Raw genomic sequence first — 5,423 nt, 5'->3', positions numbered from 1 at the left:
GGCGAGCCTTCTCGGCCCACTCGTCATTCTGCTGACCGCGAGCGTGATCGGCGTGCCGCTCGGGATCGTCATGGCGTGGCGCGGGCGGTGGTTCGATGCCGTCGCCTCACGCGCGACGGACATGTTCTACGCCTTTCCCGGTCTCTTCTTCGCCCTGTTGGTGATCGCCGTCTTCGGGCGCGGAATGACCGCGGTCACGATCGCGCTGGGCTTGGCGTTCTTTCCCACCATCACGAAGTTCACGCGCAGCCTGGCGATCGCGGAGATCGGTAAGCCGTACATCGATGCGTACCGCGTGCAGGGGGTGAGTGGCTTCGCGATCTGCTTCCTGCGTCTCCTGCCGAACATCGCCCCCGCGGTGTTGGGGTACATCGTCGTCCTCTTCGGCGACGCCCTCATGAGTCTGGCCGGCCTGAGCTTCCTGGGCTTCGGCGCGCAGCCGCCGTCCTCCGAGTGGGGTCTCATGGTCTCCGAAGGACAGATCGCGCTCTTGCAGGGAGCGTGGCTTCCGACAATCGTCCCGGGTATCGCCATCGTTCTCACGGTCGTCGCCGTCAACCTCGTCGGCGTGAGAATCGCCGACAAAATCGGAAAGGGGGAGTGATGCTGAGCATTGAAAACTTCTCGCTGGTGCTCGATGACGAGGCCATCGCCCGTCCGATCCTTCGCGACGTGAACGTGACGGTCTCGCCCGGTGAGGTCGTCGGGCTCGTGGGCGAATCCGGATCCGGGAAGTCGACCACCGCGAAAGCGGCCGTGGGGGCGATTCCCCAACGTGCCCGGGTCACGGGACGCGTGTCGGTCGGCGGCGATGATGTTCTCGCGATGGGCGAGATGTCGTTGCGTGGACTGCGGACGCGCTCGGCCGCCATGATCTTCCAAGACCCTCGCACGACGTTGAACCCCGTGCGGACGGTCGGCGACTTCCTCACCGAACAGCTGGAGCAGCTCGGTTGGCCGCGCGAGAAGGCTCGCCGCCGCACGGTCGAGCTGCTCGAGTCCGTACACGTGTCGAAACCAGAACTGCGGATGAAGCAGTACCCGCACGAGCTGTCCGGGGGAATGCTGCAGCGTGTCGTCATCGCGGCGGCCCTCGCGAGCGAGCCGAAACTCATTCTCGCCGATGAACCGACCAGCGCCCTCGACGTCTCGACGCAGGCCGAGATCATGGCGCTTCTCGAAGAGCTCCGCCGCGAACATGGTTTCGCGGTCCTCTTCATCACGCATGACCTGCACCTTGCGGCCGCTGCGTGCGATCGGGTGTACGTCATGTACGCGGGTCACATCGTCGAGGAGCAGCCCGGACGGAGCCTGTTCACGAACGCTCGCCATCCGTATACGCGCGGGCTCCTCGGATCCGTGCCCGATCTCTCCGGCGACAGGCCGCTCATGCCGATCGCCGGACGGCCGTTGATGATGAGCGAAGCCGTGTCGGGGTGTCCGTTCGTCGACCGGTGCGACTGGGCCGAGGAAGCGTGCCGTACGTGGCAAGCCGAGCTCATCCCCGTGGCGCCCGGAGTCGAAGCGGCGTGCCGGCGCCTTCCGGCGGTTGCCGCTGACGTGGGCCCATCGGCGGCTGTGTGGGAGGGAGGCACTGATGACCGTTCTTGAGGTCGACAACCTCGTGAAGTCGTTCGAAGACCGCGGCGTCGTGCGCAGGGGCAGCAGCGCGCGATCGGTGGCTGTGGATGACGTCTCGTTCACGGTCGGCGCCGGCGAATCCCTCGGGATCGTGGGCGAGTCCGGCTCGGGCAAGACCACCATTGCGCGGATGCTGGTCGGGCTCGAACTGCAGGACAGCGGGACCATCGCGGTGAACGGCCGGACGCTTGTCCGATCGCAATCCTCGCGAGCGCGTCTGCGGCGCGCGAAAGACGTTCAACTCGTGTTCCAGGATCCGTACTCCACCCTCGACCCTCGGCTGACCCCGCTCGAGTGCGTCGAGGCGTCGCTGAAGGTCGCGCAGCGCGGCACCGGGCACGATCGTCGAGCGAGAGCGAAGGAGTTGCTTGCGCAGGTCGGCCTCGGAAGCCGCGAGGCGGGATTGCGGCCGCGCCACCTGAGCGGAGGGCAGCGTCAACGTGTGGCCATCGCCCGGGCGCTCGCTGCGGATCCGGCCGTGCTCGTCATGGACGAGCCTGTCGCCGCGCTGGACGTGTCGATCCAGGCGCAGATCCTGCAACTGCTCGACGACATTCGTCGCGAGTCCGGCACGGCATACGTCTTCATCAGCCACGATCTGGCGGTGGTCAGGCAGATCACAGATCGTGCGCTCGTCATGCAGCGAGGGCGCGTGGTGGAGGCGGACGAAACGGCGAAGCTGCTGGAGAATCCACAGCATCCGTACACGCGCCTTCTGCTGGCGTCGGTGCCGTCGCCCTCGTGGAATCCTGCCGAAGTCTCGCGGCTCCGCGCAGAGATGATGAGTGACATGCGTGACGCGGAAGGGATACGCACATGACCACGTCGGGCACGAGCGCGGACACTGAGAATCGATTCGCGCACTACCTGTGGGGCAAGGCGCCCGCGTGGGCGCTCGCCACAGACCAACGATTCAGTTACTACGCGTACACACCTCCAGAGCTGCAGGGTCGGCAAGACGAGATCCCCCTCGTGATCGTCGTGCACGGAACGCTGCGGCAGCCGCAGGTCTATCGAGACGAGTTCGTCGACTTCGCGCACGAACACCAGTGCGCCGTCCTCGCGCCGTTGTTCCCGGCAGGGATCGAGGAGCCGGGCGACATCGACAACTACAAGCGAATCGCCTTCCGCGGCATCCGTTTCGACCGGGTCCTCCTCGACATGGTCGCCGAATATTCGCAGCGCTACGGACTGTCGTTCGGACGTTGGTACCTCCACGGATTCTCCGGCGGCGGTCAGTTCGCGCATCGGTTCTTCTATCTCCACCCGGACCGTCTCGCCGCGGTCTCGATCGGGGCTCCGGGGGCGGTCACGCTGGTGGACGACCAACGCGAGTGGTGGGTCGGCACGGCCGACGTGCGCGAGCGATTCGGTATCGAACTCGATCTTGACGCCATGCGCCGCGTCCCTGCCCTCCTCGTCATCGGCGCGGACGATTCGGGCGCGGAAGAGGTGACGGTCCCGCAGGGGAGTCGCCATTGGATGCCGGACGCGAACCACGCCGGCAGTGACCGGCAGGAGCGGATCGAGTCGCTTCGCCGAAATCTCGAAGAGCACGGCGTGGACGTCCAATTGGAACGGGTGGCGGGCGCGGGACACCGTGGGCGTCTCATGATGCCGGCAGTCCGCGCGTTCTTCGAGGCAGTGATCGACCGGCAGGGTGGACGTCCGGATGCGGACGAGATGAAGGGGAACTGATCGTGAAGATTCGGGCCGTTGAACTGCGCACCATCGAGATCCCTCGAGTGAGTGCATTCCGCACCTCGCTCGGCACGCAGAGTCTGCACGCCGGCCTCCTCGTGCGTGTCGAGGGCCAGGACAGCGAGGGGTGGGGCGAGTGCGTGGCGGAAGGCGACCCGTCCTACTCGCCTGAATACGTCGGTGGTGCGGTAGGCGTCATGCGAGACTTCCTCGTTCCCCGCCTGCTCGCGGAAGGAGAGGTGCTTCCGCAGGAGGTCTCCTCGCTGTTGGCGGAGTTTCGCGGACACCCGATGGCGAAGTCCGCGTTGGAGGCAGCCGTCTTGGATGGCCAATTGCGCGAGTGGAACCTCTCCATGTCCAACTACCTCGGCGGCACTCGGACGGAGGTGCCAGCAGGTGTCTCGGTGAGCATCGCCGACGACATCGATGCCCTGGTCGGCGAGGTTGCCGACCACCTCGACGCAGGCTATCGCCGGATCAAGCTGAAGATTCAGCCGGGCTGGGATATCGAACCGGTACGCGCCGTCCGAGAGGCGTTCGGAAGCGACGTGCTGCTGCAGGTCGATGCGAACACCGCGTACGGACGCGGCGATGAACGCCTGCTGTCCCGCCTCGACGACTACGACCTGCTGATGATCGAGCAGCCTCTGGATCCCGACGACCTGATCGGACACGCCGACCTCGCTCGCCACGTGCGCACGCCGATCTGCCTTGATGAGTCGGTGACATCCGCTCGGATCGCCGCAACCGCGATCCGGCTCGCGGCGTGCTCGATCATCAACATCAAGCCTGGACGCGTCGGCGGGTACCTGGAGGCGCGAAGAATCCACGACCTCGCCACAGCGAACGGCGTGCGCGTCTGGTGCGGAGGCATGGCCGAAACCGGAGTGGGGCGGGCGGGAAACGCCGCACTCGCGTCGTTGCCCGGGTTCGATCTACCGAACGACATCTCAGCGTCTTCGAGGTATTACGCGAAGGACATCACGGAGCCGTTCACGGTGTCAGACGGCTGTGTGTCGGTGCCGACCCGGCCTGGTATCGGGGTCGACGTCCGCGCCGACGTCCTCGACGAATACACCGTCGCGCGCGACGTCCTGACGCCCTAATCAGGTTCGTCCGGTCGGCCGAGCGACCGCACTGTCGACGCCGCCGCCTCCGCCTCCGCCTCCGCGCATCGCGGTGCTCGCGGCGTTCACGATGGCATCGGTGCGTTCGGTGGCGATGTCCCCGAGAACCGGCGTGATCGTGGGCATGATTCACGCGACCAGCGGCTTGATCGCATCGATCTCCGACTGGTGCGCGTCCTTCTCCATCGCAAGGTCGTAGTCAAGTTGCAGATCGAGGAAGAACCGTTCACTCATCCCCAGCGCTTTGGAGATGCGCACTCCGGTCTCGGGCGTGATCCGACGCTTGCCGTGCACGATTTCGTTGATGCGTCGGGGTGAGACAGCGATGGTCTTCGCCAGGCGGTACTGCGAGATCTTCATCGGCCGCAGGAACTCTTCGAGCAGGATCTCACCCGGGGTCACCGGCTCGAATGCCTTCTCGGTCATGGTCGCTCCTCAGTGGTAATCGGTGATCTCCACGTCCGCTGGGCCACTTTCGGTCCAGCGGAAGCAGATGCGGAATTGCTTGTTGACGCGGATGGAATGTTGGCCAGCGCGGCCACCGGCGAGCTTCTCCAGATGGTTTCCCGGTGGAACGTGCAGGTCATTCAGGGTTGCCGCTCGATTCAGGATGAGCAGCTTCCGGTGTGCGCGCCGGGTGAGCTCGAGGCTCATCTTGCGGGGCTTCTCGCGGTTCCACACCTTCGCCGTCTGGCTGTCGGCGAAGGAACGAATCATTGCGATAATAATAACGTGACGCGTTATTAGTGTGCAAGGGGGCGGACACCGCATCATCGCGGCATCGTGTTGGCTGGACGTATGGCTGTAGATCCGATCGAATCCGTCGTCGCGCGCATCGAGCACGAGGCGGCGGGGTTCGAGCGCTTCGTGCTCGGGATCACGGGCAGCCCGGGGAGCGGAAAAACCACACTCGCGAGCGCAATCGTCGAGCGGATCCGCGAACGCACGCCGGGC

8 protein-coding genes are annotated in these 5,423 nt (G+C 65.6%); 5 read left to right on the top strand and 3 right to left on the bottom strand.

Features of this window, described 5'->3' with window-relative positions; genetic code table 11:
- From K8V11_RS12370 to menC, 5 genes are all read left to right on the top strand, one after another.
- Positions 1-604 (top strand): ABC transporter permease (locus K8V11_RS12370; protein WP_303914756.1); only part of this gene is annotated, 604 nt, incomplete at its 5' end.
- Positions 604-1,611, top strand: coding sequence for an ABC transporter ATP-binding protein (locus K8V11_RS12365; RefSeq protein ID WP_303914753.1), 1,008 nt, complete (start codon positions 604-606; stop codon positions 1,609-1,611). The genes K8V11_RS12370 and K8V11_RS12365, both read left to right, overlap by 1 nt.
- Positions 1,598-2,461 carry an ABC transporter ATP-binding protein gene (locus tag K8V11_RS12360; protein WP_303914750.1) on the top strand — a complete coding sequence of 288 codons (864 nt, stop codon included), beginning with the start codon at positions 1,598-1,600 and terminating at the stop codon, positions 2,459-2,461. Before K8V11_RS12365 ends, K8V11_RS12360 begins: the two co-directional genes overlap by 14 nt.
- Complete coding sequence (locus K8V11_RS12355) at positions 2,458-3,339, top strand: hypothetical protein (RefSeq protein WP_303914747.1); 882 nt, start codon at positions 2,458-2,460, stop codon at positions 3,337-3,339. Before K8V11_RS12360 ends, K8V11_RS12355 begins: the two co-directional genes overlap by 4 nt.
- A gap of 2 nt (positions 3,340-3,341) precedes the next feature.
- On the top strand, positions 3,342-4,448 hold the full coding sequence (gene menC / locus K8V11_RS12350) for an o-succinylbenzoate synthase (protein ID WP_303914744.1): 1,107 nt from the start codon (positions 3,342-3,344) through the stop codon (positions 4,446-4,448).
- Here the strand turns inward: menC and K8V11_RS12345 are convergent, their stop codons facing one another.
- The 3 genes from K8V11_RS12345 to K8V11_RS12335 are packed head-to-tail and all read right to left on the bottom strand — an operon-like array spanning position 4,449 to position 5,186.
- Positions 4,449-4,595, bottom strand: a complete 147-nt coding sequence (locus K8V11_RS12345; RefSeq protein WP_303914742.1) for a hypothetical protein — start codon at positions 4,593-4,595, stop codon at positions 4,449-4,451.
- A gap of 3 nt (positions 4,596-4,598) precedes the next feature.
- Positions 4,599-4,895 carry a HigA family addiction module antitoxin gene (locus tag K8V11_RS12340; protein WP_303914739.1) on the bottom strand — a complete coding sequence of 99 codons (297 nt, stop codon included), beginning with the start codon at positions 4,893-4,895 and terminating at the stop codon, positions 4,599-4,601.
- Between the two features lie 9 nt (positions 4,896-4,904).
- Positions 4,905-5,186 carry a type II toxin-antitoxin system RelE/ParE family toxin gene (locus tag K8V11_RS12335; protein ID WP_303914736.1) on the bottom strand — a complete coding sequence of 94 codons (282 nt, stop codon included), beginning with the start codon at positions 5,184-5,186 and terminating at the stop codon, positions 4,905-4,907.
- Between the last annotated feature and the right edge of the window lie 237 nt (positions 5,187-5,423).

The sequence above is a fragment of the Dietzia timorensis genome, assembly GCF_020742175.1.
Taxonomy (GTDB): Bacteria; Actinomycetota; Actinomycetes; order Mycobacteriales; family Mycobacteriaceae; genus Dietzia; species Dietzia timorensis_A.
This window is presented reverse-complemented; position numbering and strand designations above follow the sequence as displayed.